Raw genomic sequence first — 25,447 nt, forward strand, 5'->3', positions numbered from 1 at the left:
TTACTTACAGAACATCGGCGCACGCATTGACGAGGGTCAACGCGTGCGCCGTGGTGGTGCGAAGGCTGTAGGACACTGCCCTTTTCAGGTCAGAAATATGCGTTTTTTTTGCTCCGGACTCTCTATGTCCCGACACGAGATGCGGAGCGTCCATGGCGGCGAGATCGAAGCGTCAGCAGGCGCAGCTGATCGCGGTGTTGGTTGCTGAAACCGCGTTCAATTCGAAACCCTCATCGAGCCATCCGGTGACGCCGCCGATCATCTCCTTGACCGGATAGCCCAATGCCGCCAGCTTCACCGCAGCCTTGTTCGCCCCATTGCAATGCGGCCCGGCACAATAGACTACGAACAAAGTGTGTTTCGGGTAATCGGCCAAGCGCTCCGCCGTGAGCAAGCGGGTCGGGATATTGATCGCGCCGGGCACATGGCCGCGCTCGAACGCCAATGGGCCGCGCACATCCACCAGAACAAAATCGACCTCCCCGGCCTCGTGGCTACTGAACACGTCGGAACAATCGGTTTCGAAGGTCAGACGATTGCTGAAATGCATCAGGGCAATCGCCGAAGGGGCGGCGGGGATTTCGCGAACGAGGCTGGTCATGCTGTGTTGCTCCTTTGTCTGTGGGGATGAACAGACTTTATCGAGACGGCGCTTGCCGCTACAGTGGCGCGCAAGACACCGACCGGGAGTTTTCCGCCAAATGCCCACTCAGCCCAATCTGGTTGCCATTCTGGCCTACGACGGCCTCTGCACATTCGAGTTCGGCATTGCCGTCGAGATCTTCGGCCTGGCCCGGCCAGAGTTCGACTTCCCTTGGTACGAACACGCGATTGCCGCGGTCGACAAAGGCCCGATGCGCGCCATGGGCGGGATTCAGGTGCTGGCCGATGGTGGCCTGGAATTGCTCGCCGCAGCGCGCACCATCGTCATTCCCGGCTGGCGCGACCGCAATGCTCCGGTACCGTCAGCGCTGATCGACGCATTGCGTCGGGCGCATGACCGAGGCGCGCGGTTGCTGTCGATCTGCTCGGGCGTGTTCGTGCTCGCCGCCAGCGGCCTGCTCGACGGCCACCGCGCCACCACGCACTGGCGCTACACCGGTGAACTGGCGCAACGCTTCCCGGCGATCGAGGTCGATCCGGACGTGCTCTACGTCGACGCCGGTCAGCTGATCACCTCCGCCGGCAGCGCCGCCGGCATCGACGCCTGCCTGCATCTGGTAACCCGCGACTTCGGCACGCAGGTCGCCAACGCCGTCGCGCGGCGCTTGGTCATGTCGCCACAACGCACCGGCGGCCAGGCCCAATTCATCCCCACCCCGGTCAGCCGGACACCCCGCAGCGACCTGTCGCGCGTCATGCAATGGGCCCGCGAACGCCTGCACGAACCGCTGGAAGTCCGCGATCTGGCCAGCGAAGCGGCGATGAGCGAGCGCACTTTTTTGCGGCGCTTCACCGAAGCCAGCGGGCAAACGCCCAAGGCGTGGCTGCAACATGAACGCCTGGCGCGAGCGCGGGAGCTGCTCGAGAGCACCCATCAACACACCGAGCAGATCGCCCAGCGCTGCGGCTATCGATCGGTGGAGAGCTTTCGAGCGGCGTTCCGCAGCGTGGTGGGCGTACCGCCGTCGGTTTATCGGGAGCGGTTTGGGCGGTCGGGTAAGGCGATTTGTTGACCTGTCTGGTCATGGATTTGATCTTTTTGCAGTTGTAACAACTGCAACACTTTCAGACGCGTCCTACATCCATCACTCCTTCGTTGCTTTAGCGTCCGCTTCGTTTTTAAACAGCGGACAAGGACGCTCATGGCTCGCAAGAAAGACATCCCCCGGATCCAGAACCCGCCAGAGGGAGACGGACACCACATCACCACCCGCTACATGACTGCCAGCGAACTTGCTGCGCGCGAGGCCGCACAAGGCGCTTATGAAGACATTCCGGCTCGGCAGCAGGCCCACGAAGATCGACTTGGCCACCAGGTCATACATGAACAGCAAAATATAAGCGGCTGTGTTTTCGTGAAAAGTTGCAAGCTGCCGAACGGCGTCATCAATGATGCCAATCCATCTGGATTTATACCGGTAGGGAAAATTTCGGATTATGGAACGCTGTCCTTGCTAGCGGGGCATGAACGCGACTCGGCCGGGAATATCGCACTCAAGACAATTGGCGCGACCAGTTTGCAAGCGTCGATCGGAGCTTTTGCTCTCGGCAGCTCTGGCAGTCTGAGCACCAGCACTGCCGCCGCAAGTACCACAAGCCTGGCCACCGGCGGTGTCGTCGCAGGCGGGTTGCTCGGGTTGGTTGCGCTGCTGTGGCCATCGAGTCTCGCCGATAGTGCTCTCTACACAGAAGAGCAACTACAGTCGCTCGAGACAGCTCGGACTCGGGTTCGATTGCATGTGGAACAGCAGCCCGATGGGACGTTGAAAGGATACGGATACAACACTCAAACGCGCAGCGACTGGGAAATGATTCCAGTCGTTCAGTTCGTCAAGCAAGGCGCCTCGCACGTCGCAGATTTTGGGAATGGGTCGACCTTACTCTGGACTCCCTCTGTAGACTCATCACGCGGATCGGCAATTCCGCCGTTGGAGGGTGCGCCGCAGGTTCCACACATCTGGATATACCCGCCGACCGAGCAGGCGGACAAAATCATCGTCAATCCGGTTTACCCGCCTGAATACCAGGACTTTATTCTGGTCTTTCCGGCGGACTCCGGAGTACAGCCTCTATATGTTGTGCTTTCAAGACCTACTCTTGGCGGTGACATCAAATATCACCGGCCTCCCGTAACTCTCCCAGCATTCCCGGATACCTATCCCGTCAAATCCAAAAGCAGTGTTCAAGGTGGTGGCGGCAAGCGCAGCAGATGGAAAGACAAGAAAGGTCGAATCTATGAATGGGATAGCAAAACAGGGGCTATAGAACTCTATAACAAGCAAGGCAAACATCTAGGTGAGTTTAATCACGAAACGGGCGAGCAAATCGATCCTGCCAATCCCGAGCGATGGACTCCAAAGTGAAGAGGAATAAAAATATGTATTTATGGATTAGTGGTTTTTTACCAGACGAAAGCGAGGACGATACGCTGAAATTCGAGCTGTCGGTCCACTCGAAATCTGAGCGTCCGATATTGGCCGTAATGGGCTGGCCAGAACTCAGTCTAAGTCCCGACGGAGAATGGCTGCTGACTGCGGACCAAACTCAACGAATCAGCGAAATACTTGGAGAGCAATTGCCGAAGGAGCTGGACTTATTCATCGGCGTCAGGGGCTAGCGTCGACGATGAGCCTCATCTATCAAGATTCATCTATTTCCCGCGACGTGGCGATGAGACTTATTGCAAGTGGTGTCGCCGAAAATATGGCAGCAGGATTAGTATCCATCGGTATGAGCGAGGAAGACCCAATGTGGGCCCAGTCTTTCTGCCTCCAATATCTCTCCAGCGAAACCGAAGCGATCGCTGCCTCTGCCATCACCGCCCTGGGCCATATCGCTCGTCGACATGGAAGACTGAATACCGAAACCGTTTTGCCGGCGCTCGAAAACGTAAGGCGTCGGATGCCCTCGTTGCAGGGCGTCATTGAGGACACGATTGACGATATAGAGATGTTCACCTGAGCATCCGAAGTTGCAAGCGTCTGGATGAGGGTTACTTCATCCAGACGCACGTCAGACCTCAATCCTCCCGCGTCAAAACCTCCAGCAACTCAATCTCAAACAGCAGATTCGAATTCGGCGGGATCTTGCCCATGGTCCGCTCGCCGTACCCCAGATGCGCCGGTACCAGCAATTTGCGTTTGCCGCCGACCTGCATGCCCATCAGGCCCTGATCCCAGCCTTTGATCACGCGGCCAGTGCCAATCACGCACTGAAACGGTTTGCCCCGGCTCCAGGACGAGTCGAATTCAGTGCCGTCTTCCAGCCAGCCGGTGTATTGGGTGGTGATCAGCGCACCTTTCACCGCGGCTTTGCCGTCGCCCGGTTGCAGGTCGATGATTTGCAATTCGTCTGTCATGTCGTTGGCTCTTGAGATGTTCGCAGGCGGCGTTTTTCGCAGAATCCGGCGTCGATGGCAATCCATGGAACCGAAAACACGCCTTGCCGCTCACATGTGTATCGACATCGTATGACGACAAGGATGCTTAGATGACCGACTCTCGATTGCTGCGCAGTTTCATCCCGCCCTACATTCTCAACCGCATCATTGCCCACGGTTCCGAGCCGCAGCGCAACGCCGCGATGCAGACGCTCAACCACGTGCGCAGCCTGCTGCCCAATCCCGGCCGCCCTTCGCAGCCGCCAGCGCGGGCGATTCTGCCGGAGGCGAGCAAGCCTGGCCTGGCCCGGCGCAGCGTGCATGATGCGCAGAACAAAATGCTCTTGCCGGGCATGCCGGTGCGCCTCGAGGGCCAGCCGGCATCGGGGGATCCGGCGGTCGACGAGGCTTACGATGCGCTGGGCGCCAGCTATGATTTCTTCTGGAAGGTGCTCGGTCGCGACTCGATCGATAATCAGGGATTCGCGCTGATCGGCAGCGTGCATTATGGCCAGGGCTACGAGAACGCATTCTGGAACGGCGCGCAGATGGTTTTCGGTGACGGCGATGGCGAAATCTTCCAGCGCTTCACCCGCTCGCTCGACGTCATCGGCCATGAACTGGCCCACGGCGTCACCGAAAGCGAGGCCGGGCTGATTTATGCCAACCAGTCCGGCGCGTTGAACGAGTCGCTCTCGGACGTATTCGGCGTGTTGACCAAGCAATACACCCTCGGCGAGACCGCCGAGCAGGCGGACTGGTTGATCGGCGCCGACCTGCTGATGCCACAGATTCAAGGCAAGGGCCTGCGCTCGATGTCGCACCCCGGCACGGCATACGACGACCCGATGCTGGGCAAGGATCCGCAACCGGATCACATGCGCAAGTTCGTCATCACCAGCGAAGACAATGGCGGCGTACACATCAACTCCGGCATTCCCAACCGCGCGTTTTACCTGGCAGCCCGAGCGTTTGGCGGCTTCGCCTGGGAAAAAGCCGGACGCATCTGGTACGACACACTGTGCGACGACCGTTTGAGCCAGGACGCAACGTTCGACGCGTTCGCAAAACTGACGATCAACCACGCCGGCGAGCGCTTCGACGAAGAAGCAGCCGACGCAGTGCAGCAAGCCTGGGCGCAGGTCGGTATCGAATAATCCGAGGAGACCGTATGAAAACGCTACCCGAGCTGGATAAAGATTCCGTTTTACGCGTATCTCGCCAGGGTGGCGTTGCAGCGATTCACAGCCTGAGCCGCCCACGGGAAATCGAATTTGCCCAGTGCGACATCAATCAGCGTTCCAGGATCTGCTCGGTGCTTGAGGGTTGCCTGCCACTCGATAGCAGTGAATCGGGCCGTGGGGATCAGCGCTTCTACCAGATTGAAGTGCGCTATCAGTCCGGGGAAATGGTGTTGAAGGTGCCGGAGGATCGGGCGCCGGGGGAGTTGGTGCATTTGTGGGACAAGGGGGAGCTGCTCTGATTCACGCTGGCGGCTCTTCTGCGTCGACAAGTGACGATGTGCGCGGGCCAAAGCCCGCGGTCTGGCCGAATACGACACCGTTGAACGTGTGCGTACAGCACTCGCAGCTCGGCGTCATGTCCTGCGCCTTCAGTTCCGGATTGACCATTTGCAGGAGATTTTGCTCGTCGACGTACAGCCCGTTGAAATAACTGGACTCACCCAGTCGCACGACTTCTTCGCGATCCTTCTCATGGATGGCAACCATCCAGAACACCGGCGCTGATTGATCCAGTCGCGCCACAGCTTCGCTGAAAATGGCATCCCAAGAACCGCCCACCCGAGACAGCAGGAAGCGAAACAACGGCGTGTAATCTCGACCGTATTGTTTGCCTGCGTGCATCGAACTTCGCATGCCTTCGTCACGGCTTGCAGCTTTGCTGTTGCGCTGATCGCGATAATGCGCAACTGATTCATGGCGACGAACACCCCACGTTCGAGTGTTCACTTTGCGGTAGAGCGGTTTCTTGTCCAATCCCTTATTCCTCATCCAGACGTCCGCTGTTTTACCGGAACGGCGTTTGAATGCAATCAGCCATCCGTGGCCAATTGTAAAACCGGGCCTATCGCTCGACCGGCTGCATCTCGACAATCGTGCCGTTGGTGATCATCACCATCACGTACTGGTCATTGATCTGCACCCACTGCGCCTGGTCGATCGGCGCTTTCAGACCTTTGGCTTTCCAGTTCTCCAGAGCCTTGTCTTTGCGCTGGTACATTTCCGGCGCGCGGTCGTTGACCTTCAGCTGGCGGTCGCTGGTCGGCGATTGCACGGCGGGTTCGCTGGAGGTTTGCGCCGCTTGAACAATGGGTGTGATTCCGGCAATGCCCGCAACAAGGGCCAGGCTGGCGATTAGGGTTTTGCTGTTCATCGGTGAACCTCTTTCGGATAGGTAGTACCTGAACTCCGACTGCGCGGCGCGGGAAACATTCCTTGTTTTTTGCCGGAGGTGGCCGTTAGAGGGCCTTGTCCATCAGAGCGCCATCGCTGACAACTCGAATCGACGCACCGCAGCTCCCACAGGGCTGGTGCTACATCACAGTTTTTGACCTGAGCTCCACTTCCACAAGACTTGGCGGACGCTGATTCTCTGATCACCACCGATCCCCTGTGGGAGCGAGCCTGCTCGCGAATACGCCGGCACATCCGCCATCGTTGCCATCTGAAAATGCGCGCCAAGCACCGGAAGCATTGATCCGCCCCACGCATCAATCCATGCCAACAATGCAATTAACAGATTGTTACATCTGCGCCACCATCCACCTCAATAAAAACCGTGCGCCGCTTCTCCGGAGCGCACGTCATAAAAGCGGTGGAGTACTTTTCAATGACAGCCTCAATTCCTACCAACGGCTCGCGGGCCGGTGCCATCTTCCGGGTGACCTCGGGCAACTTCCTCGAACAGTTCGACTTCTTTCTGTTCGGCTTCTACGCCACGCAGATCGCGGCGGTGTTCTTCCCGGCGAGCAGTGAGTTCGCCTCCCTGATGATGACTTTTGCGGTGTTTGGCGCAGGCTTCCTGATGCGTCCGCTCGGCGCCATCGTGCTCGGCGCGTACATCGATGATGTCGGCCGGCGCAAAGGTCTGATCGTCACCCTGTCGATCATGGCCAGCGGCACGATATTGATTGTGCTGGTGCCCGGATACGAAACCATTGGCCTGTTCGCCCCGGCACTGGTGCTGATCGGGCGACTGCTGCAAGGCTTCTCGGCCGGCGCGGAACTCGGTGGTGTTTCGGTGTACCTGTCCGAGATCGCTACGCCGGGCCGCAAAGGCTTTTTCACCGCTTGGCAGTCGGCCAGTCAGCAAGTGGCGATCATCGTTGCTGCCGCGCTGGGCTACGGTCTGAACCAGTGGATGGAGCCGCAAGCCGTGGCCGCCTGGGGCTGGCGCATTCCGTTTTTCGTCGGCTGCATGATCGTCCCGTTCATCTTTTTCCTGCGCCGCAATCTGGCGGAAACCGAAGAGTTCGCCGCACGCAAACACCGTCCAAGCATGCGCGAGGTGTTCCGCACCCTCGGCCAGAACTGGGGCGTGGTGCTCGGCGGGATGTTGATGGTCGCGTTGACCACTACCGCGTTCTACCTGATCACCGTGTACGCGCCGACTTTCGGCAAAACCGTGCTGCACCTGAGCACTTCCGACGCGCTGCTGGTGACGCTGCTGGTGGGTGTGTCGAACTTCTTCTGGCTGCCGATCGGCGGCGCGTTGTCCGACCGCATCGGTCGTCGTCCGGTGCTGATCGGCATGGCCCTGCTGGCACTGGCCACGACTTATCCGGCGCTGTCGTTCCTGGTGCAGGCGCCGAGCTTCACCAACATGCTGCTGTCGCTGCTGTGGTTGTCGTTCATCTATGGCTTGTACAACGGCGCGATGATTCCGGCGCTGACCGAAATCATGCCGGTGGAAGTGCGCGTCGCCGGTTTTTCCCTGGCCTACAGCCTGGCCACCGCGATCTTCGGCGGTTTCACCCCGGCGATGTCGACTTTCCTGATCCAGTACACCGGCGACAAAGCCGCGCCAGGTTACTGGATGAGCATCGGTGCCCTGTGCGCGCTGTGCGCCACGCTTTATCTGTACCGCCGTGCCGGTGGTCGTCTGCAACCTGTCGCGGCCTGAGGAAAACTCGCCATGAAAAAACTTTTTACTGTCACCGCCCTGCTCGCCGGTCTCGCCTTCAACGTCGCGGCCCAGGCCGAAGAACTCAGCGTGATGACCTCCGGTGGTTTCACTGCCGCCTACAAGATCCTCGGGCCGAAATTCGCTGCCGCCACCGGTAACACCCTGACCACCAGCCTCGGCCCGTCGATGGGCAAGGCGCCGGAAGCGATTCCCAATCGTCTGGCGCGCGGCGAGCACGCCGACGTGGTGATCATGGTCGGTTACGCTCTTGATGAGCTGATCAAACAAGGCAAGGTCGACCCGGCCTCCCGCGTTGAACTGGCGGATTCGCGGATCGGCATGGTGGTGCGTGAAGGCGCGGCGAAACCGGACATCAGCAGCGTCGACGGCCTGAAGAAAACCCTGCTTGATGCGCAGTCGGTGGCCTACTCCGACAGCGCCAGCGGCGTGTACATCGAGCAGCAGCTGTTCAAGAAACTCGGCATCGAAGATCAGTTGAAACCGAAAGCCAAGATGATCGCCAGGATCCCGGTCGGCTCGGTGGTCGCCACTGGCGACTATCAGTTGGGCTTCCAGCAGGTCAGCGAATTGCTGCCGGTGCCGGGCGTGAGCTTCGTCGCGAAGATTCCGGAATCGGTACAGTCGGTGACGCGTTTTGCCGCTGGCATTCCGGTCAAGGCCGAGCACCCGCAAGAAGCCAAGGCCCTGCTCGCCTACCTCGCTGCACCGGCCGCTCAGGCTGACGTGCAGGCCACCGGACTGGATTCGGTCAAGCGTTGATCATTGGCGGCTGGACGCGCATTTCCACGACCAGCCGCTCCAGTTCCAAAGCCGCCGGGGTCAACGTGCGATCCCGGCGCTTGATGATGCCGACACTGCGCATCACCTGCGGCTCAATCAGCGGCACCCGCGTCAGGATCGGATGATCCGGCCCGGGCATCGCCATCAACGGCACCGCCGCCACGCCCAGCCCCGCCTCCACCAAGCCGATCATCGTCGTCACATGCCGCGTCTCGCAGATGCTCTGACGCTGCGGCACTACCCCGCCCAAGGCCTGATCGAGCAGAAAGCGATTGCCCGAAGTCTTGTCCAGCGCAATGTAATCCTGCTGATAGAACTCGTCCCAACTGACGCTGCTGCGCCCGGCCAGTGGATGATCGCGACGACAGGCGACAACGTAGCACTCCTGCACAAGCGGTTCGAACTCGACTTTGGCATCCTGCGTGCCGAGGAAACTCAAACCGAAATCCGCCTCGCCATTGACCACCGCACTCAACACATCGTGGGCGCTGGAATCGAGGACTTTGACCTTGATCCGTGGGAACTGCTGGTGATAGCGCGCGACCACGCGGGGCATGAAGTAGTACGCCGCCGACGGCACGCAGGCGACGGTGACATGGCCCAGACGCGTCGAGGCGACTTCGCTGATGCCGAGCAAGGCAATGTCGAGATCATCCAGCAAGCGCTCGACGCTGGGCATGAAGCCGCGCCCGGCCTGGGTCAGGCTGACCTTGCGCGTGGTGCGCTGGAACAGTTTCACGCCGAGGGCGTCTTCGAGCTTTTCGATGCGCCGGCTGAGCGCCGGTTGCGACAGGCGCACGGTGTCGGCAGCCTTGCGAAAACTGCCCTGCTCGACCACCGCGCGAAAGGCTTGCAGGTCGTTGAGGTCGAAGTTGATGGCCATGGTGTTTCCGGAAATTGATGCGCAGGGGTTATAAATGTAACCAGTTGATGCAAATTATTACAGGCCTGATAGAAGCTGCCCTCGTGGGCGCGAGCCTGTTCGCGAATGCGGGGCATCAGTCAATGCATAGGTGACTGACCCACCGCATTCGCGAGCAGGCTCGCTCCCACATTGGATCTCGAATGGTCTGGAGACCGCGTAACCCTTATCCTTGTCACCCTCGCCGTACCCGCAGTCAGGAGTCGTTCCAATGCCCCATGAAGGCAATCTGTTGCAAGCCGCTGTCGTGTTTCTGTTCGCGGCAGTGCTCACCGTGCCTTTGGCCAAACGTCTGCAACTGGGCGCGGTGCTCGGTTATCTGTTTGCCGGGGTGATCATCGGCCCGTCGGTGCTCGGCCTGATCGGCAATCCGCAAAGCGTTGCGCATATCTCCGAGCTGGGCGTGGTGTTGCTGCTGTTCATCATCGGCCTGGAGCTGTCGCCGCGCCGCTTGTGGGTGATGCGTAAATCCGTGTTCGGCGTCGGTCTGGCGCAGGTGCTGTTGACTGCATCGGTGATCGGCGTGCTGGCGCTGTCAGTGTTCGGCCAGCCGCTGAACAGCGCCATTGTGCTGGGCCTCGGTCTGGCGCTGTCCTCCACGGCGTTCGGCCTGCAAAGCCTCGCCGAACGCAAGGAACTGACCAGCCCCCACGGGCGTCTCGCGTTTGCGATTCTGCTGTTCCAGGACATCGCCGCGATTCCATTGATCGCCCTGGTGCCGATGCTCGCCGGCGTCGATCACCACACCAGCACCGCCGACGATATTCGTCACAGCTTGCAGGTGCTCGGCGGCATTGCCGTTGTGGTGATCGGCGGGCGGTATCTGTTGCGTCCGGTGTTCCGCGTGGTGGCGAAAACCGGGCTGCCGGAAGTGTCCACCGCCACCGCGTTGCTGGTGGTGATCGGCACCGCGTGGCTGATGGATCTGGTCGGCGTGTCGATGGCGCTGGGCGCGTTTCTCGCCGGTCTGCTGCTGGCGGACTCGGAATATCGCCACGAGCTGGAAGCGCAGATCGAACCGTTCAAGGGCCTGCTGCTCGGGCTGTTTTTCATCAGCGTCGGCATGGGCGCCAATCTCAGCCTGTTGTTGAGCGCGCCGATCACCGTGTTGGGACTGACTCTGCTGCTGATCGGTCTGAAATTGCCGCTGCTGTTCGTCGTCGGACGTCTGGCAGGAGGATTGAACAAAATCAGCGCAATTCGCCTCGGCATCGTCCTCGCTGCCGGCGGTGAGTTTGCGTTTGTGGTGTTCAAGATCGGCCGCGATCAAGGCCTGTTCGAGCCGCGTCTGTACGACATGCTGGTGCTGACCATCACCCTGTCGATGGCGCTGACGCCGTTGCTGCTGTTGATCTGCGCACGGCTGGTCAGCCCGAAAGTGCAGCCGGTGGAAGTGCCGGAGAAATTCCGCGAAATCGACACCGAAGCGCCACGCGTAGTGATTGCCGGCATGGGCCGGATGGGCCAGATCGTGGCACGGATTCTGCGCGCGCAGAACATCAAGTTCGTTGCGCTGGACACCTCGGTGGAAACCATCGAACTGTCGCGCAGCTTCGGCGGTGTGCCAGTGTTCTACGGCGACCCGATGCGCCCGGAAATCCTTCACGCGGCGAAGGTTGGCGAAGCGGAGTATTTCGTCATCGCCACGGACGATCCGGAGACCAACATCAAGACTGCCGAGGTGGTGCACAAGCTCTATCCGCACATGAAAATCATCGCCCGCGCGCGTAACCGTCAGCACGTGCATCGCCTGGTGGATGTCGGCGCGGAAGCGATTCGTGAGACCTATTATTCGAGCCTGGAAATGAGCCGGCGCACGCTGGTCGGCCTCGGTCTGACCCAAGCCCAGGCCGATGCGCGGATCAAGCGTTTCAAGCATCACGACGAACAGGTGCTGGAGGCGCAACACGCCGTCTACGACGACGCCGCCAAAGTCCTGCAGACCGCCCAGGAAGCCCGGGCGGAACTGGCCAAATTGTTTGAATCGGATCAGCTCGAAGAAGAAGCGCGCAAGTCCTGATCGTGCCTTGCGCAGATCCAACTGTGGGAGCGAGCCTGCTCGCGAAAGCGTCGTGTCAGTCACCCAATACTTCACTGACAGATTGCATTCGCGAGCAGGCTCGCTCCCACAGGGGATTGGGTCAGGCCCGTTCCAGCGCGGGGGCGGGCTCGACCGGCGCGACTGCAAACCGATCCGCCAGAAACGGTGTGATATCCAGCGGCAGCGGCTCGTCATTCACCAGTTTATCCAGCAGCACACCGGTAATCGCCGACGTCAGAATGCCGGTGCGGAAGTGCCCGCAAGCATTCAGATAACCCTCCACCCCACGCATCGGCCCGAGGATCGGCAACTCATCCGGCGACCCAGGACGCAGTCCCGCCCAGGTGCGCTTGAGGTTGACGTCCACAAGCTTCGGCAGACAGCGCACCGCGCCCTGCACCAGCCCGGCGATTTCCGGGTAGGTGGTGGTGACGTCGAACCCTTTGTCTTCGGTGGTGCTACCAATGAGGATTTCGCCGTTGTCCTTTTGCGCCACGTAGCAATCGCTGGTGGTCAGGCAGCCATTGAGGATTTTCGGCATGCGCTCGGTCAGCAGGATCTGCCCTTTCACCGGTTTCACCGGAATGCGAATCCCCGTGGCCCACTCGCTCAAATCCGCCGCCCAGGCACCGGCGGCGTTGATCAGCGTCTTGCAGTGAAACACGCCCGCTTCTGCCGTCTGCACGCCGGTCACACGAGTGCCGTGATGCAACACGCCGGTGACGTTGGTGTTGACGAAGATGTCGACGCCGTTCTGCCGCGCGCCTTCCATGTAGGCATCGGCGAGGCGGAACGGACTGACCTGATGATCGCAGAGAAACTCCAGCGCCCCGCGCGCCTCATGGCTGACACTCGGTTCGGCCGCGCGCAACGCCGCTTGATCGAGCCAGCGCACCTGATCGGCCAGATGCGGAATGCAGCCGACGATGTGCTCGGCATACAGCCGATCTTCGTCGTCATAGATCACGAATTTCAATCCGGTCTTCTCGAACTTGCAATCCGTGCCGTGGTTGTCTTTCAGCTCGCGATGCAGCGCCGGGTACAGCGCATTGGATTGCAAGGCAAAATCGAAAAACGATGCTGGCAAAATATGCGGCGTACTGGCGTCCACCGCTACCGCAGCGCCCTGGGTCTCGCGCTTGCGGTTGGCCGACATCATGCGAAAGAAAATCACCCCGCAGCCGAGGCCGACCGATTCGCCGATCGCCCATAAACCACCCGCCGAAGCGCGGGTCGCGTTGCCGGGGCGCTTGGCGTCGATCAGCGCAACTTTCAAATCTTTGCGCTTGGACAATTGGTAGGCACAGGAGGCGCCGATCACGCCGCCACCGGCAATGACCACGTCGTAGAACTTACTCATGGCAAGCGCCCTCCGTGCCGAGAGACTGGAACGCGGAAAACGGTACCGGATCGATTGGAAAGCGTGGGCGCAGCCAACCGACATCCTGACGTCCGGTGGCCTGGCGCAAGCGATCGCTGCAATAGCCGACGCACATCCGCCCCTGACAATCGCCCATGCTCACGCGGGTGCGCATTTTCAGGCTGGCGATGTCTTGCACACCCTGCTCCAGCGCCAGATCGATGTCGGCGCGGGTTGCGTGCTCGCAGCGACAGATCACCGTGTCGGCTGCGGGCAAAGCAATCTGCCCGACACCGCGTTCGGTGTAGCGATCCACCGCCGCACGAAAGCGCACGATGGCTCTGAGTTTGCTTGCGTAGCGATCACGGCGCACCCGGGCGAGCTCGGCGTCGAGCACGCCGCGTTGCAGCAGGATCGAAGTGGCGGCGATCTTGCCGGCGAGCATCGCCGCTTCGCCGCCGCGGATCCCGCCCATGTCGCCGGCCAGATGCACATGCGCCACGCTGCTTTGCTGCCAGACATTGGCGTGCGCACGCAGGTAGCCATCGGCGCTGAAGCCGTGATCAAGGCCCATCTGCTGGCTCAATTGCGTGCGCGGAATAAAACCGTAACCGACCGCCAGCGTCTGCGCTTCGAAACGCTCGACCCGCGAGAGATCCGCCTCCCACGTCGGCGAATACGGCGCGACGCTGACGCTTTTCAATTCGCCGTCGCCATGGGCCTCAACCACGCCCCAGCCGTAGTTCATCGGGATGCCGTGCAACTTGAGGTAAGCGAGCATGCTCAACCCGTCGAGGAACAGCTGCGGCTTGTTCAGCAGCGCCAGACTCTCGCGGGCGATCTTGCCGAATGCGCAAGCCTCATAGACGCCGGCGACGCGCACGCCAGACGCATGTAACTGGGTCGCGACAAGCGGCAGCAACGGCCCGGTGCCGGCGATGATCACCGGCCCTTGCGGCTTGACCACGCCACTCTTGATCTGCAACTGCAGGCCGCCGAGCAGGTTCACCCCCGGCAACGTCCAGCCGGGAAACGGTACGCTGCGTTCATGGCAACCGGCGGCCACCAGCAGTTGCGGATAAGCCATCTCGTGCAGTTGCTCATCACCGTCGAGCACCACCACTGCGCGGGTGCCTTCGGCGCCGACCACCCGATGGTTGAGGCGCACGTCGATCAGCCCGGACTGCTGCTGGAATTCACCGTACAGTTTGTCCAGTGCTTCGGAATAACGCGGCCCGAGATAATCCAGTTGCACGCCATCGCGCAACGGCCCGCGATAAACCACACCGCCGAGGCGCGAAGCCTCTTCGAGCAAGGTGCAGCGCACGCCGTGGCGCGCCAGTTCGATGGCCGCCGCCATCCCCGCCGGCCCGCCGCCGACAATCAACGGTTGCAGGCTCATACAACCTCCTGCGCGACGACGCGGTTGACTCGGGTTTCGATCTGCATGCCGTCGCGTACCACGGTCTGGCAGGCGCGGCGCTTGTGGCGACCGTTGATTTTCACCAGACAGCACTGGCACACGCCCATGCCGCAATAGGCGCCGCTGATCTGATCGTGGTCATTGCGTGCGATCTGGCGCACGCCGAGGGACTGGATGACGCTGAGAACGGTTTCGCCAATGGCGGCGCTGACCGCTTGGCCGTTGATGTGCACGGTCATATCCGCCTGCACCAAGGGCTGGATATCGAAGGTTCTTTCTAGGCAGTTCATTACGGTGTTCGTCCGTGAAGATTCAGTTGAGGTTGTGTCAGCTCCTTGCTGCACTACGCCTCGTCGACGCTTTTATTGCTGTGTTTTCAACGTCGACGCGGATACTTCGTCAGCGCAACAAGGTGCGCGACAAGCACTGTAGCTCATACCTCAGCAAAGGCCTGGATCATTTACGGTAGGCGATATCGCCAGGCGAAATATTGATCCAGGCCAGTGAAAATGGCGGGATGGAAACGGTTAGTTGGAGAAGACGAACTGGCCTTTGATCTTCTTTGCGCCGAACAACGCAAGGTCCGGGAACAGCAGGTTTTTCAGCCAAGCGACGTAGAAGATCATCGCCAGCGTGATCGCCACGCCGACCACCGTACCGATCGGGTCATCCGCATATTCCTTGAACATGCGCGGCATCTGGCTGATCGAGAGCATCACGTACACCGTATAGGCATGGGCCGCGTTGCGATAGAAACCCCAGGCAAAAAGCAAAGGCACGCCACCGGCGAACAAACCAAGTCCGATGGCGAAACCGGTGCTGATGGTCAGCCCGAGGAGATAGCCGCCCACCAGACCGATCAGCGCCTGAACGTAAGTCAGTCCAAGAAGGATTTTGATCTTGCCGGCGTGTCGTTCAATCAGATTCGGATCGGGGCGTGAGCCGATCAGGTACGCCAGCGCCTTGTCTTTCAGCGCACCACCGGAGAATGCCTTGAACGTCTCGGTTTTCGAGCGACCGGCATCGAGCATTTCGCTGACCTGGCGTTTGGTTTCCTTCTTGTCCAACGTATTCTTCCTTAATTGAAAAATCGGGGGAGTGAAGCTAGGGCACTTCGCGAACCGATTGTCGCTTTGTTGAGTTGCCGAAAGCAAAAGGCTCAGGCATGCCGGCCCTTGCGCAGTGGATAAACGCAATTTGTCGATCATGTTTAAATCACACGTGCTGTTACGGCATCGGACCTACAACGCCTTGCGTCGCTGCCTACGGGTGCATCAGAATCCGCCGGCTTACACGGCTATCGGTAGGGCTATATCGTTTCCCTGTCACTGCAAAACAGTGATCGGGTTTGGTAGCCCGTTTCTTGATAGTTGTATGGCGTCCCTTTAGGCGGCCCCTCTTTTGAGGCTCAGCTCTTCATGGTGACCATGCGTGGGGCTCATTCGTGAGCGCCGGGGTTAACTATCTTGACCGGTCTACCAACCTGCGCATGGCCGCCACCCTTCGTTTGGTAGCGATAGTGACGGCTCTTCATTCCTTCAAGATAGAGAGTCATCCATGTTCAAAGTAACGCCAAACCCGCCAGAAGCCGATTCGATCCCGTACGACCCCGCTCTGGAGCCTCAGCGCATAAAAGACGCCGCCGCTCGCGCCATCAACTTTTATCTCGATCCTCAAACCCTCAAGACTACGATTCCCAATCGTCAACCGGGCCGGATCTTTCTCGTCGACCCAACGGTGGACGAGGAAACCTTGCTCCTCGAAGCCTGTGAATCGCTGGCTGCGGCGAACGACATGGCCCGCGAAATAAGCAACGTCATCGAGCCTGCACAGCGCCGTTCGCTGCTGATGTTGCAGCAATTGATCATGTTGAGTGAGCTGGTCGTCAATCGCGTGCTCAACAGCCGACGCGTGTCGAACTAGCCGCAACCGGGGTATGAGGGGGCGTGCTCCCTCACTGCCAGCGTGCACGTCACCCCGTGGCGCTCTCTCTCACACCAAGCGGCTCTCATCGGAGTTTCAGCTGATGTCACACACACCTTCCAATCCGCCGGCCAGGATCAACGCCACGCCGTACAGCCCCAATACTCTGTTCATGGTCAACCCGCAATCCGACACCGAATCCCTGCTGGTCAACGCGTGCGAATCCCTGGCGTCCGCCACGGTGATGCTCGGTGACTTTGCCGGGATGCTCGAAGGCTCACGGCGCAATACCCTGTTGGGCATTGCGCAAGTGGTCATGTTGGGAGAACTGGCCGTGAACAAAGCGCTGGATAATGTCGTGCCGACCGAGTGATTCGCCAAGCTTGCGTTTGCAGTTCCCAAACGCAAAAAAGCCGCTTTCACCCGAAGATGAAAGCGGCAGAGGCATCCTGCCTCAGAGGGATCAGTGCACGAACAGGGCGATCAGGATGATGATCGGGATCGGTACGCCGAGGAAGAACAGCAGTAATGAGCGCATGGTGACTCTCCTTTTTAACGGACCGGAGTGGTAGTGGTGTAGGTGTCGACTTCAACGTACTCGACCGCATCGCGACGACGACCGCCGAAGGTGGCTGCCAGGCTGGCGAAGAACGCACCGGCCAGCAGCGCGACGAACATCCACAGCGAGGTGTAGGCAGCGACTTTCGCGGCGGTGTCGGCAGCTTGCTGGGCTTTCAGTTTCGCGTCAGCGATGGCTTTCTGGGTGTTGGCGTAGATTTCGTCGACACGACGTTCAGCATCGGCCTGGCTCAGGTTGGTACGTTGCGACACCAGTTGTGCGAGGTAGGTGCGGTCTTCGGCGCTGAGCTGACCGTTGGCCAGGCTCTGGGCGAAGATGCGGGTCACGGTGCCGCGTGCGGCGTCATCGCTGACGGCAGCCGGACGGTCGTCACGGAACAGGCTGTCGACGAAGTAGCCGTACTGATCGCTGTCAGTATTGGCTGCGGCAGAACCGGCGGCCTGGCTCATGGCACCGGCAGCACCGCCGACGACGTTAGCCCCAGCCTGCACACCGCCGCTGACGACGCTGCTGACCGAACCGACCACCAGCACAGCGGTGACCAGCGTGGCGACGCACCAGGCGAGGAAGCCGTGGGCGGTGTCGCGGAAGTAGACTTCGTCACCGTGCATGTTGGCCCATTTCACCCGCAGACGACCGGCAATGTAGCCGCCCATGCCGGAAGCAATGATCTGCGTCACAGCCAGCCAGACAATCGTCGAAATGCCCAGGCCCTTGGCGCTGACGCCCTCTCCGGCCCACGGTGAAACAGCCGAAAAGCCCAGACCGAAACCGAGCAGCACGAGAATCATCGACAGCGCAGCGGCCGCCGCAGCACCGGCGAAGATCGCGCCCCAGGACACGCCTGAGACGCTGCTCGACTCTTCCACGGCAGGATAATAGCCATCAGGGGATCTATTCATTGTTGTACTGCTCCAGGCATGAAAAATGGTGTTACAACTCGTCAGGTGAGGAATTGCAGTGACCGTGCCAGTTATAGAAACTAAATAAACTGTTTATTTTCAACAGGTTAGAAATTTTGAACTTCGCTGGTCCGTGCAATTTGCAATAAACCGTCAGCGCCTGCGGGTTTTCTGCATTGATGAATGACTGGCAAATCCGATCAGTTCCGATTCACCGTCGCGACGAAGATGAAAGTTAATTTAAAGCGTCACGGTAAATTCTTGGCAAAATGCTGCCATTCCGTTTGAACCGATCAGCAGGCCTGCCTATGACTCGTATCTTGACCATCGAAGACGACGCCGTGACCGCGCGGGAAATCGTTGCCGAACTGAGCAGCCACGGGCTGGATGTCGACTGGGTCGACAATGGCCGCGAAGGCCTCGACCGCGCCGTCAGCGGCAACTACGACCTGATCACCCTCGATCGCATGTTGCCCGAGCTGGATGGTCTGGCCATCGTCACCACCCTGCGCACCATGGGCGTGGCGACGCCGATTCTGATGATCAGCGCCCTCTCCGATGTCGATGAGCGAGTGCGCGGTTTGCGCGCCGGTGGCGATGACTACCTGACCAAACCGTTCGCCACCGATGAAATGGCCGCGCGGGTCGAAGTGTTGCTGCGTCGGCAAAACAGCGTCGCCACCCAGGCCACGACATTGAACGTCGCCGACCTCGAACTCGACCTGATCAGCCATGAAGCCCGCCGCGCCGGACAGGTGCTGACGCTGCTGCCCACCGAATACAAACTGCTCGAGTTTCTGATGCGCAACAGCGGCCAGATTCTCTCGCGGATGATGATTTTCGAAGAGGTCTGGGGTTATCACTTCGACCCGGGCACCAACCTGATCGACGTGCACATCGGCCGTCTGCGCAAGAAGATCGACGCAGCTGGCAACGTTCCGCTGATCCGCACGGTACGGGGCTCCGGCTATGTCATTGCCGAACCCGTCTGACGGCTGGCGCTCTTCCAGCAGCCGCTTGCTGGCGCTGTACAGCACGCTGTTCGTGGCGTGGAGCGCGATCCTCATGGGGGTCATGTACTACGAGGTATCCGGCTACCTCGACAAACTCGCCAAACATTCGTTGATGCAACGCCAGCATCTGTTCTCGCATTTTCGCGGCGAGCAACTCGAAGACGCCCTCGCGGCGAGCATGACCTTCGATATTCGTGGTATCGACGCCTATGGTCTGTTCAGCGCTGACGGCGTTTACCTGGGCGGCGCACTTCAGCAAATTCCCGAAGGACTGCCGCTCGACGGCAAGATCCATATGCTCGCCGAGTGCGCCGATTCCGATGACCCGACCCTGCCGAACGACAGCTGCGATGCTGTGGCCACCCAGACTCGCGACGGGCGCTGGCTGGTGCTGCTGCGTGACAATGGCTCGCTGTTCGCGGTGACGCGGATCATTTTGCACGCGTTGTTCTGGGGCGTGTCGCTGACGATTATTCCCGGGGTCGCCGGTTGGCATCTGCTGCGGCGTCGACCGTTGCAGCGCATCCGCGCGATTCAGAACAGCGCCCAGGCCATCGTTGCCGGCGACCTTACGCACCGCTTGCCGCTGTCCAATCGCCGCGATGAACTGGACATGCTCGCCGCCATCGTCAACGCCATGCTTGAGCGCATCGAGCGCTTGATGAACGAGGTCAAAGGTGTCTGCGACAACATCGCCCACGATTTGCGCACGCCGCTGACCCGCCTGCGCGCGCAGTTGTATCGCATGCAGCAACAGGCGGGTGAAGGTTCGCAAGAAGCGGCGCAACTGGATCTGGTACTGGCTGAGGCGGACACGCTGATGGCGCGGTTTCGCGGACTGCTGCGGATTTCCGAACTGGAAGATCGCCAGCGCCGTTCAGGTTTCGTCGAACTTGATCCGGTGCGTTTGCTGGAGGAGTTGCACGAGTTCTATCTGCCGCTGGCCGAGGAAGGCGATCTGCGCTTTCAGTTGAACATGCCGGAGACGCTGCCGCCGCTCAATGGCGACCGCGCGTTGCTGTTCGAAGCGTTGGCGAACCTGCTGAGCAACTCGATCAAATTCACCCCGCCCGGCGGCACGGTGATGTTGCGTGGGGTCAATGCAGGTGGCCAGACGCGGATCGAGGTGCACGATTCAGGCCCGGGGATTCCCGAGGCGGAACGTGAGGCGGTGTTCCAGCGGTTTTACCGCACCGAGGGTGGCCAGCCGCAGAGTGGATTCGGTCTAGGGCTGTCGATTGTTGCGGCGATTGTCAGCTTGCACGGCTTCAGTCTTGAAGTCGGCAGCAGCGATCTGGGCGGGGCGAAACTGGTGCTGGATTGTCGGCAGAGTTTGATCAGTCAGGCCTGACGTCTCGCGCCGATCGTTCCCACGCTCCGCGTGGGAATGCCTCAAGGGACGCTCCGCGTTCCGGCTTTCGAAATGGGACGCAGAGCGTCCCGGGCTGCATTCCCACGCAGAGCGTGGGAACGATCTGCGTCTCAGGTTGGGTAATTCGCCCGCAAGGCTTCGAGCCCGCCCTGGTAGATGCCGTTGAACAACGCCACCACCTCTTCATCGCTCACGCCGACCGCATTAAATCGCCCCGACCACGTCACCCGCGCGCCCTGCCCTTGGGCTTCAACCTTGATCGTCGCGAGATAATCGCTGGCCGGGAACGGTGCCTGTTCAATCGAATAGCTGTAGGTTCGGGCGGCGTTATCGAAGGTCTGCAGACGTTCGACGACCACGCCGCCGTCAGCGGTTTGCAGGGTGCGTACACGCCCGCCTTCGCTCAGTTCACTGTTGGTAATCAACGGCAGCCAGTCCGGCAGCGTGTTGAAGCCGCCGATCAATTGCCAGACCTGATCGGCCGCGGCCGGGATGTCGATGGTTGCAGATGCTGTTGGCATAAAACCTCTCTTTCGGAAATTTCAGATAGTCAGGCTGTCGACCACACCGCCATCGACGCGCAACGCTGCGCCCGTGGTGGCCGAGGACAGCGGTGAAGCAATGTACGTGACCAGATGCGCCACTTCCGAAACATCCGCCACGCGCTGGATGATCGAAGTCGGACGGGCCTTGCGCACAAAGGCGTCGGCTTCGTCGCGCAGGTCGCGCCCGGATTCGGCGGCCGCGTCTCTGAGCATGTCCTGCAGGCCATCGGTGAAAGTCGGCCCCGGCAGGATCGCATTGACCGTGACCCCGGTACCAGCCAGACGTTTGGCCAGGCCGTGGGACACCGCGAGGTTGGCGCTTTTGGTCACGCCGTAATTGAGCATGTCTGCCGGCGTCGCCACCCCGGATTCCGATGACAGAAAGATCACCCGGCCCCAACCCTGCTCGACCATTGCCGGCACGTAATGCCGCGCCAGGCGCACGCCGGAAATCACGTTGACTTCATAGAAGCGCTTCCACTCACTGTCGGGAGTCTCGAAGAAATCGACGTCGTTGAAGATGCCGAGGTTGTTGACCAGAATGTCCGCGCGCGGCTCGGCGGCGAAAAGCTTTTCCGCCCCCTCGGCCGTGCCCAGATCGGCGCTCAGACCACGCAACTGCGCGCTGGGCACCGCTTGGCGAATGCTCGCCAGCGCCTGCTCGACCTTGGCCGTGTCGCGACCGATGACCACCACCGTCGCCCCGGCTTCGGCCAACGACTGGCTGATGCCCAGACCGATGCCGCCGGTACTGCCGCTGACAATGGCCAGTTTTCCACTCAGATCGATCTTCATGCGTTTACCTCGTTAGCAAGGAGTTCCACCGCGCTCGACTTTGGCGACGATTTCAGAAGCATGGATCAGCGTAGTTGCGATATTGCCGGCATGGTTGAGCTGCCGACCGGTGACGGGGATGTTGTTTGATTGACGATCCCCTGTCTCTGGCAGACCGTAGCCCCTCACCCTAGCCCTCTCCCGGGGGAGAGGGAACCGACCGAGTTGTGCTGAATTTGCCGTCGACCTGAAAGACCATAGCGATTATGGATTCAGAGAAGACCTTTCACGTCGGCGTATTACCTGAATATCCCCCGGTCAGTCCCCTCTCCCTCCGGGAGAGGGCTAGGGTGAGGGGCATTTCGGAACAGATCAGATTTCCGTCAGACGAAGCAGACCATCGGCGCCGACCCTGACGCCGATCGCATCGTAACTGGCCAACGTCGCATGCGCCGTTTCGATCGGGTGCTGGTGCGTGGTGGTGATGATCATCAGTGCAGCGCCCGCCGCTTCCGCAGCCTGAATGCCAACCGTGGCGTCTTCAAAAATTAGACAGTCTGCCGGCTCGACACCGAGCTTTTTCGCCGCCAGCAGATACCCCGCAGGATCAGGCTTGCCAGCCTTTACATCTTCCGCCGTGATCATTACCGCCGGCTCGGGGATACCCGCCGCCGCCATGCGCCGCAACGCCAGATCGCGAGGCGCCGACGTCACCATCGCCCAACGATTTTTCGGCAGCGCGTTGAGAAAGGCTGCCGCCGCAGGGATCTCGACAATGCCTTCAACGTCATTGATTTCCGCTGCGGTGATGAACGCCGCCTGTTCCTCAGCATCCAGCCCCGGCAGATTCAGCCGAGTGATGGTGTCGATCGCCCGCGCGCCATGGATGGTCGGCAGGAACGTCTCGACATCAACGCCATGGCGCACCGCCCACGCTGACCAGATGCGCTCGGCGGCGGCGATGGAGTTGAGGACGGTGCCGTCCATGTCGAACAGGAACGCGCCGAACGCGCGATCAAAAACCGATGCTTGTGCAGACAAGAGAGCAAATCCTCTGACAGTTGGCCGGGCAGGCTGGCCCGGCAATGTAGCACTTGTCAGTGCAGCTGCGGGGCCTTGGATTTGAACGCACTTTCCACACAATCGAGCAACTGACCGATCGCCCACGGCTTCTTGATGAACGCCACCGAGTGCTTGACCCCGGAGGTCTCGGGCGTTTCATAGCCGGACATGACCATCACCGGTTTTTCCGGCCAGCGGTCGCCGAACAGATTAGCCAGGTCGGCACCGTTAAGCGTGCCGGGCATGGTGATGTCGGTCAGCAACAGCGCGACGTCCGCTGCGTGCTTTTCCAGATACAAGGATGCGGCGTCGGCGCTGGTTTTCGGTTCGACCTTGAACCCTTCCTCCTGAAGAATTTCGCAGAGAAACTCCAGAATCAACGGATCGTCCTCGACAATCAGAATCAACCCGCCAGGAAGGTGCGCGCTCGACGTAGGTGTAGGGCACATGAACAGCACTCCCCCGAATTACATTTTTGATAAGCGGTTTTGAATCCGCTGCTTATCTGGTATGAGCAGCGCGCCCTGTAGAAATTCATTTTTGATACAGAGGATTTCGCCAAGGTGTTGTTTTTCGAAGCGCAGCGCCCGTCGAAAACCTTCATTTGTGGTTAAAATGCCGGCCCTTTGACTGGCCGATCCTGATCCATGACCCCTGAAGCCCTCGCGACCCTCCACGCTCATTTGCTGCCCGCACTGGCGGCGGCACCCAGCGAAACCCGTCGGTTGTTTCACGGGCGCGGACGCTGCTGGCCGGGGCTGGAGCAGCTGACCGTGGACTGGTTGCAGGGCGTGGTGCTGGTGTCGCTGTTCAAGGAACCGGCGCCTGAGCAGCTGCAAGATCTGCGGGATTCGCTGCTGCACATCGCCGTCTCGGCCGAGTGGCAGCAGTCCGGCGCGCACACTTTGCTGATCCAGCACCGTTATCTGCCGCAGAGCACGGCCGAATGGCTGATCGGGGAGGAAATCGAAGAAATGACCATTGTCGAGGGTGGCTTGCAGTACCGCGTTGACCTGGGGCGCAAGCAGAACGCCGGGCTGTTTCTCGACATGCGCTACGGCCGTAACTGGGTGCGCGAACAGGCGGCGGGCAAGCGGGTGTTGAACCTGTTCGCCTACACCTGCGGTTTTTCCGTAGCGGCAATCGAGGGTGGCGCCAGCCATGTGGTCAACCTGGATATGTCCCGCGCCGCGCTGAGCCGTGGACGCGACAATCACCGTTTGAACGGCCACGACCTGAGCAAGGTCAGCTTTCTCGGTCACGACCTGTTCAAATCCTGGGGCAAGGTGATCAACAGCGGCCCGTACGATCTGGTGATCATCGACCCGCCGTCGTTTCAGAAAGGCAGCTTTTTGCTGACCAAGGATTATCAACGGGTGTTGCGCCGCTTGCCGGAACTGCTCACCGCGCAAGGCACGGTGCTGGCGTGTATGAACGACCCGTCGTTCGGTTCCGACTTTCTGATTGATGGCGTGACCCAGGAAGCGCCGAGCCTGCGCTTCGAGCATCGGCTGGACAACCCGCCGGAGTTTCCCGATATCGATCCAGAGAGCGGCCTGAAAGCCCTGGTCTTCCAGCGCAGCCACTGACACAGCGTATGTTCCCTGTGGGAGCGAGCCTGCTCGCGAAAGCGCAGTGTCAGATAACAATTTTGTTGACTGATACACCGCTTTCGCGAGCAGGCTCGCTCCCACACAAGTTCTGTGTTGATCAAAAAGATGTCGGCCGCAGCACCAGTGCAAACAACTCACCATGCCCGGTGACGTTGAGCTTGTGATAGAGATTGCGTCGATGCACCTTCACGGTCTCCGGCGAAATCCCCATCTGCTGGGCCATCGCCTTGCTGGAAAAGCCCTGCAGGATCAGGCGCGCCGTGTCGATCTCGCGCGCGGTCAGCCGGGCATCGAAACGGTCCAGCAACGTCGCCAGATCACCCACCACCGCTTCAGCCACCGGTCCTTGCGGTGGCAGCAACTGCATGTGGCGATGCATCGCCGCCAATACCCAGTCACGTACGCACAACAGGCGACCCTGCTCGGCCATGCCAAACGCGGTCGAGCGGCCCAGGGACAAGCCGAGTACCGCGCCTTCGACGTTGATCAGAAACTGCAATTCATCCTCGCCAACCACGGCACGAAAATAGCTCTGGTAATACTCGCTGTGCAGAAACTGATCCGGCGCAACGGACGCCAGGCTGTGCAGGCCGTCGCTGATCCCGCTGACGGCGGCTTGATAAAACGGATCGAGCAGGTACATGCCGGCGGTATAACCGGCCAGCTCCTGCTGGTCGTCCACGTAGCCCTTGCTGTCGAAGTCGATCAGCAAACGCGGCGGCTGGCCGGCCTGCATCAGGGCGACGAGGGCATTGTCCAGCGGCACCAGCAGGCGCAGGGTGTCGACCAGCGCGCGCCAGAAACCGTCCTGCCCGAGCTGGGTAAATACCCGCGCCAGCCCCTGATGCACCGGCAATTCCTGCAACAACGCGTCCACGCACTACCCCTTTCGAGTAACCCATGATGGGAATGGGGCTGGTGTGACCGG

At 60.4% G+C, this 25,447-nt stretch carries 29 protein-coding genes; 14 read left to right on the forward strand and 15 right to left on the reverse strand.

Annotated features, from left to right (window positions below):
• Nucleotides 1–172 precede the first annotated feature (172 nt).
• Nucleotides 173–601: a rhodanese-like domain-containing protein gene (locus HU724_RS17625; RefSeq protein ID WP_122747264.1), complete on the reverse strand. Its 429-nt coding sequence runs from the start codon at nt 599–601 to the stop codon at nt 173–175.
• A 100-nt stretch (nt 602–701) separates the two neighbouring features.
• Here HU724_RS17625 and ftrA point away from each other — a divergent pair, with 100 nt between their 5' ends.
• From ftrA to HU724_RS17645, 4 genes are all read left to right on the forward strand, one after another.
• Nucleotides 702–1,676 (forward strand): transcriptional regulator FtrA, encoded by a 975-nt coding sequence (gene ftrA, locus HU724_RS17630; protein ID WP_186566491.1) that lies wholly within the window; start codon nt 702–704, stop codon nt 1,674–1,676.
• Between the two features lie 129 nt (nt 1,677–1,805).
• Entirely contained in the window at nt 1,806–3,026 is a 1,221-nt protein-coding gene (locus HU724_RS17635; protein ID WP_186566489.1) for a colicin E3/pyocin S6 family cytotoxin, read from the forward strand.
• 14 nt (nt 3,027–3,040) lie between these two features.
• Nucleotides 3,041–3,280, forward strand: coding sequence for a pyocin S6 family toxin immunity protein (locus HU724_RS17640; protein WP_073471254.1), 240 nt, complete (start codon nt 3,041–3,043; stop codon nt 3,278–3,280).
• Between the two features lie 8 nt (nt 3,281–3,288).
• A complete protein-coding gene (locus tag HU724_RS17645) occupies nt 3,289–3,624 on the forward strand; it encodes a hypothetical protein (RefSeq protein ID WP_130899243.1) in 336 nt (111 codons plus the stop codon).
• Nucleotides 3,625–3,682: 58 nt separating this feature from the next.
• On the opposite strand, the gene HU724_RS17650 is transcribed toward HU724_RS17645, so the two are convergent.
• The gene (locus HU724_RS17650; RefSeq protein WP_110600909.1) at nt 3,683–4,021 is read right to left on the reverse strand and encodes an FKBP-type peptidyl-prolyl cis-trans isomerase; all 339 of its coding nucleotides are present in this window, start codon (nt 4,019–4,021) and stop codon (nt 3,683–3,685) included.
• 131 nt (nt 4,022–4,152) lie between these two features.
• On the opposite strand from HU724_RS17650, the gene HU724_RS17655 reads away from it, so the two are divergent.
• Nucleotides 4,153–5,199, forward strand: coding sequence for a M4 family metallopeptidase (locus HU724_RS17655; RefSeq protein WP_186566487.1), 1,047 nt, complete (start codon nt 4,153–4,155; stop codon nt 5,197–5,199).
• 14 nt (nt 5,200–5,213) lie between these two features.
• Nucleotides 5,214–5,525: a protealysin inhibitor emfourin gene (locus tag HU724_RS17660; protein ID WP_110645529.1), complete on the forward strand. Its 312-nt coding sequence runs from the start codon at nt 5,214–5,216 to the stop codon at nt 5,523–5,525.
• Nucleotide 5,526: 1 nt separating this feature from the next.
• On the opposite strand, the gene HU724_RS17665 is transcribed toward HU724_RS17660, so the two are convergent.
• A complete protein-coding gene (locus HU724_RS17665; RefSeq protein ID WP_186566486.1) occupies nt 5,527–6,039 on the reverse strand; it encodes a hypothetical protein in 513 nt (170 codons plus the stop codon).
• Between the two features lie 88 nt (nt 6,040–6,127).
• Nucleotides 6,128–6,436 (reverse strand): RcnB family protein, encoded by a 309-nt coding sequence (locus HU724_RS17670; protein ID WP_186566484.1) that lies wholly within the window; start codon nt 6,434–6,436, stop codon nt 6,128–6,130.
• A gap of 456 nt (nt 6,437–6,892) precedes the next feature.
• On the opposite strand from HU724_RS17670, the gene HU724_RS17675 reads away from it, so the two are divergent.
• Together HU724_RS17675 and HU724_RS17680 are read left to right on the forward strand one after the other, a co-directional pair.
• Entirely contained in the window at nt 6,893–8,185 is a 1,293-nt protein-coding gene (locus HU724_RS17675; protein ID WP_016775219.1) for an MFS transporter, read from the forward strand.
• 12 nt (nt 8,186–8,197) lie between these two features.
• Nucleotides 8,198–8,968, forward strand: coding sequence for a substrate-binding domain-containing protein (locus tag HU724_RS17680; RefSeq protein WP_024013368.1), 771 nt, complete (start codon nt 8,198–8,200; stop codon nt 8,966–8,968).
• Here the strand turns inward: HU724_RS17680 and HU724_RS17685 are convergent.
• On the reverse strand, nt 8,958–9,872 hold the full coding sequence (locus tag HU724_RS17685) for a LysR family transcriptional regulator (protein ID WP_186566481.1): 915 nt from the start codon (nt 9,870–9,872) through the stop codon (nt 8,958–8,960). The two genes, HU724_RS17680 and HU724_RS17685, sit on opposite strands and share 11 nt — an antisense overlap.
• Nucleotides 9,873–10,122: 250 nt before the next feature.
• Here HU724_RS17685 and HU724_RS17690 point away from each other — a divergent pair, with 250 nt between their 5' ends.
• The gene (locus tag HU724_RS17690; RefSeq protein ID WP_122612172.1) at nt 10,123–11,931 is read left to right on the forward strand and encodes a monovalent cation:proton antiporter-2 (CPA2) family protein; all 1,809 of its coding nucleotides are present in this window, start codon (nt 10,123–10,125) and stop codon (nt 11,929–11,931) included.
• A 121-nt stretch (nt 11,932–12,052) separates the two neighbouring features.
• Here HU724_RS17690 and hcnC read toward each other — a convergent pair whose 3' ends face one another.
• The 4 genes from hcnC to HU724_RS17710 form a co-directional block, all read right to left on the reverse strand.
• On the reverse strand, nt 12,053–13,312 hold the full coding sequence (hcnC, locus tag HU724_RS17695) for a cyanide-forming glycine dehydrogenase subunit HcnC (protein ID WP_186566479.1): 1,260 nt from the start codon (nt 13,310–13,312) through the stop codon (nt 12,053–12,055).
• Complete coding sequence (gene hcnB / locus HU724_RS17700) at nt 13,305–14,714, reverse strand: cyanide-forming glycine dehydrogenase subunit HcnB (protein ID WP_186566477.1); 1,410 nt, start codon at nt 14,712–14,714, stop codon at nt 13,305–13,307. The genes hcnC and hcnB overlap by 8 nt, the downstream gene beginning before the upstream one ends.
• Complete coding sequence (locus HU724_RS17705) at nt 14,711–15,025, reverse strand: (2Fe-2S)-binding protein (RefSeq protein ID WP_016775225.1); 315 nt, start codon at nt 15,023–15,025, stop codon at nt 14,711–14,713. The genes hcnB and HU724_RS17705 overlap by 4 nt, the downstream gene beginning before the upstream one ends.
• Before the next feature lie 237 nt (nt 15,026–15,262).
• Nucleotides 15,263–15,802, reverse strand: coding sequence for a hypothetical protein (locus tag HU724_RS17710; RefSeq protein ID WP_186566475.1), 540 nt, complete (start codon nt 15,800–15,802; stop codon nt 15,263–15,265).
• A 490-nt stretch (nt 15,803–16,292) separates the two neighbouring features.
• Here HU724_RS17710 and HU724_RS17715 point away from each other — a divergent pair, with 490 nt between their 5' ends.
• Both HU724_RS17715 and HU724_RS17720 read left to right on the forward strand, forming a co-directional pair.
• Nucleotides 16,293–16,658, forward strand: coding sequence for a DUF6124 family protein (locus HU724_RS17715; RefSeq protein WP_186566473.1), 366 nt, complete (start codon nt 16,293–16,295; stop codon nt 16,656–16,658).
• A gap of 13 nt (nt 16,659–16,671) precedes the next feature.
• Nucleotides 16,672–17,031: a DUF6124 family protein gene (locus HU724_RS17720; RefSeq protein WP_225927629.1), complete on the forward strand. Its 360-nt coding sequence runs from the start codon at nt 16,672–16,674 to the stop codon at nt 17,029–17,031.
• A 179-nt stretch (nt 17,032–17,210) separates the two neighbouring features.
• Here the strand turns inward: HU724_RS17720 and HU724_RS17725 are convergent, their stop codons facing one another.
• Nucleotides 17,211–18,140 (reverse strand): hypothetical protein, encoded by a 930-nt coding sequence (locus HU724_RS17725; protein ID WP_016775227.1) that lies wholly within the window; start codon nt 18,138–18,140, stop codon nt 17,211–17,213.
• A 308-nt stretch (nt 18,141–18,448) separates the two neighbouring features.
• Here HU724_RS17725 and HU724_RS17730 point away from each other — a divergent pair, with 308 nt between their 5' ends.
• Entirely contained in the window at nt 18,449–19,132 is a 684-nt protein-coding gene (locus HU724_RS17730) for a response regulator transcription factor (protein ID WP_016775228.1), read from the forward strand.
• Entirely contained in the window at nt 19,110–20,504 is a 1,395-nt protein-coding gene (locus HU724_RS17735) for a sensor histidine kinase (RefSeq protein ID WP_186566471.1), read from the forward strand. Before HU724_RS17730 ends, HU724_RS17735 begins: the two co-directional genes overlap by 23 nt.
• 131 nt (nt 20,505–20,635) lie before the next feature.
• Here HU724_RS17735 and HU724_RS17740 read toward each other — a convergent pair whose 3' ends face one another.
• The 4 genes from HU724_RS17740 to HU724_RS17755 all read right to left on the reverse strand — a co-directional run bounded on the left by HU724_RS17740 (nt 20,636) and on the right by HU724_RS17755 (nt 23,355).
• Nucleotides 20,636–21,046: an SRPBCC family protein gene (locus HU724_RS17740; RefSeq protein WP_123442154.1), complete on the reverse strand. Its 411-nt coding sequence runs from the start codon at nt 21,044–21,046 to the stop codon at nt 20,636–20,638.
• A gap of 21 nt (nt 21,047–21,067) precedes the next feature.
• Complete coding sequence (locus tag HU724_RS17745; RefSeq protein ID WP_186566469.1) at nt 21,068–21,865, reverse strand: SDR family NAD(P)-dependent oxidoreductase; 798 nt, start codon at nt 21,863–21,865, stop codon at nt 21,068–21,070.
• A 351-nt stretch (nt 21,866–22,216) separates the two neighbouring features.
• Nucleotides 22,217–22,885 (reverse strand): HAD-IA family hydrolase, encoded by a 669-nt coding sequence (locus HU724_RS17750; protein WP_186566467.1) that lies wholly within the window; start codon nt 22,883–22,885, stop codon nt 22,217–22,219.
• Between the two features lie 56 nt (nt 22,886–22,941).
• Nucleotides 22,942–23,355, reverse strand: a complete 414-nt coding sequence (locus tag HU724_RS17755; protein ID WP_071171792.1) for a response regulator — start codon at nt 23,353–23,355, stop codon at nt 22,942–22,944.
• Between the two features lie 198 nt (nt 23,356–23,553).
• On the opposite strand from HU724_RS17755, the gene HU724_RS17760 reads away from it, so the two are divergent.
• On the forward strand, nt 23,554–24,495 hold the full coding sequence (locus HU724_RS17760) for a class I SAM-dependent methyltransferase (protein WP_186566465.1): 942 nt from the start codon (nt 23,554–23,556) through the stop codon (nt 24,493–24,495).
• A gap of 121 nt (nt 24,496–24,616) precedes the next feature.
• On the opposite strand, the gene HU724_RS17765 is transcribed toward HU724_RS17760, so the two are convergent.
• Complete coding sequence (locus HU724_RS17765; RefSeq protein WP_186566463.1) at nt 24,617–25,396, reverse strand: helix-turn-helix transcriptional regulator; 780 nt, start codon at nt 25,394–25,396, stop codon at nt 24,617–24,619.
• Nucleotides 25,397–25,447: the final 51 nt, after the last annotated feature.

The sequence above is a fragment of the Pseudomonas iranensis genome, from assembly GCF_014268585.2.
Taxonomy (GTDB): Bacteria; Pseudomonadota; Gammaproteobacteria; order Pseudomonadales; family Pseudomonadaceae; genus Aquipseudomonas; species Aquipseudomonas iranensis.